Annotated in this window: 2 protein-coding genes; both read right to left on the minus strand. The window is 68.6% G+C overall.

The features are described 5' to 3' along the window. Nucleotides 1-47: 47 nt before the first annotated feature. Nucleotides 48-1046, minus strand: a complete 999-nt coding sequence (mobF, locus tag FSY66_RS12380) for a MobF family relaxase (RefSeq protein WP_186304573.1) — start codon at nucleotides 1044-1046, stop codon at nucleotides 48-50. Then, complete coding sequence (locus FSY66_RS12645; RefSeq protein ID WP_158443061.1) at nucleotides 1043-1489, minus strand: hypothetical protein; 447 nt, start codon at nucleotides 1487-1489, stop codon at nucleotides 1043-1045. Before FSY66_RS12645 ends, mobF begins: the two co-directional genes overlap by 4 nt. Between the last annotated feature and the right edge of the window lie 563 nt (nucleotides 1490-2052).

Here is a 2052-nt window from a genome sequence, read left to right on the forward strand (position 1 = left end):
TGGCGATCATCCCCCGGCCTCACGCGTCCCGGCCCCTGCCAATAACGTCATGCCCTCTTACACTTAGCAGTGCGGGTCGTGAGCGTGGCCTGCTGGCGCAGCTGGGCGAGATCTTGGCCGGTAGGTGCCGTCCCGTGGTCGGCCTCCCACTTGGCGATCAGGCGGTCGGTTTCGGCCTCGATCACACGGGAGCGGGAGGAGAAGGCATCGATGAGTTCGCCGGGGACGCCGGCGAGTTCGATGCGCGCGTTCCGGTCAGCGAGGGTGATGTCGTCGTAGTCATGGGCAGATTCGCCCCGGATCTCAGCCTGGGTGCCGAGGGTGCGGGCGAGCTCGTCGAAGAGAATCCCGTTGAAGCGCTCACTCGCGGCGACGACGTTCTTGTGCAGGGCGACGGAGTCCAGGGTGGTCCAGGCGCCGTCGGAAGCGCGCTGGACGCGGTTGGCGATCACGACGTGGGTGTGCAGCTGGGGGTCGCCGGCTCGGGAGTCCCAGTGGTCGAACGCGGTGGCGATGAGCCCCCGGGTAGCGACCTTGGCGACGCCGGCATGACCCGCTCGGGTCTGGATCACCCGATCGTCGAGCCAGGACAGCGAGTCGTCGATCGCGCGACGGTGGGCTGCGTGCACGGCTGCCTTGGTCTGGTCATCGGCCATGGCCCACAGCACGGAGACGGACTTCGGCACGGAGAACGTCAGATCGAAGCCGGCAACGGATTCGCGCTCGGACTTGGCGGCCTTGCCGGCAGCGGTCTTGGCGCCGGCAGGAGCCTGCTGTTTGGCGATCGGTGCTCTGCCGAGTCGTTCGCCGGTCTCGGGGTGAGCGGAGTCTTCGAGGAGCCGGCGGGCTGCTTGGGAGGTGACGCGGGTGCCGGTGTCGATGCCGAGGCCGACGGTGCCGGAACCGATCCAGCGTCCGGGAGGTGCGCCGGCTTCGGTGTAGTAGCGGGTGAGGTCGCGGCTGCCGGTGCCGGCGGGGGCGGCGTCGCCGACGGTGACCTGCTCGATGTAGTAGCTGACGGACATCTTGGAGATGGAGACGGTCATCGTGTGGTCCTTCCGGGGCTTCCGGGACGGGCTGCCGGACGGGCGGCAGGGCGGTTCTTGCGGGGCGGGGTCTTTGCCGTTGCCGGCTGCGGGTCGCCGGCAGGGGCTTGCCGTTGCCGCTGGTAGGTCGTGAGGACTTCTTGGTCGAGACCGGCAAGCGGCACGTTCGAGCCGGCAGCCTGCCGGGCGATGCGAACGGCAAGCGCTTCCCATTGCCGACGGATCTCACGTGCTGCCGTCAGCTCCGGGGTGATCTCACGGACGGTCTGCCGCAGCCGCTCGACCTCGGCATCGCGTCCTCGAACGGCTTCGTGGGCCTGGATGATCTGGTCCTGGAGCGAGGCCTTCTCCGCACGCAGCCGATGCTGGTCTTTGCCGACGGAGGCGATAGCCCGCTCAGCGCGCCGACGCTCCGAGGCTGCCTGGGCCTCCAGCTCACGCATCCGGCGACGGTCTGCGTCGCGCCCGGCGCGGAGCCGGGCGATCGTGCGCTCCTTGCCGGATAGCTGTCTCTCCCGCTGGGTTAGGGCGGCGTCGAGGGCGATGGCATGAGCTGTGCTGGAGGTGGGGCGATCCGAGATCGAGATGCCTTGCTGGCGGCGCTTGCTCGCCCGGTATCGACACGCAGGCGAGCAATAGCGTCGAGTCGGATGAGAAGCCGGGTCGAGGGGCTGGCGGCAGGTGGCACAACGGCGGGCAACGGGCATGTTGAGCCTTCGCAGCGGTCGGCAGCCGCGTGTGTCAGGTGTGGAACGAATTCCACACCTGTGCACCTTGGTGCCAGAGGTGTGTGCAGTGGTTCTTCTTGGTTCTTGTTCGGGGTGTCTGCCTGGCCCTTCGGGGCCTGGCAGGTGCTCAGCCCCTCGGGCTGAGCATGGGGCTGGGCATGACTCAGCCCCTCCAGCGGGGGGATCACCTGGAGGGGCTGAGGGTCTAGTGGGGCTGGCCTAGGTGTAAGAGGGCATGACGTTATTGGCAGGGGCCGGGACGCGTGAGGCCGGGGGAT

Origin of the sequence: Kocuria palustris, from assembly GCF_007666205.1 — a bacterium.
In the GTDB taxonomy this organism is placed as follows: domain Bacteria; phylum Actinomycetota; class Actinomycetes; order Actinomycetales; family Micrococcaceae; genus Kocuria; species Kocuria palustris_A.

Excerpts from the sequence above, each read along its gene's own strand:
- FSY66_RS12645 (WP_158443061.1), bottom strand. The coding sequence starts at position 1,489 with ATGCGTGAGCTGGAGGCCCAGGCAGCCTCGGAGCGTCGGCGCGCTGAG.
- mobF (WP_186304573.1), bottom strand. The coding sequence starts at position 1,046 with ATGACCGTCTCCATCTCCAAGATGTCCGTCAGCTACTACATCGAGCAG.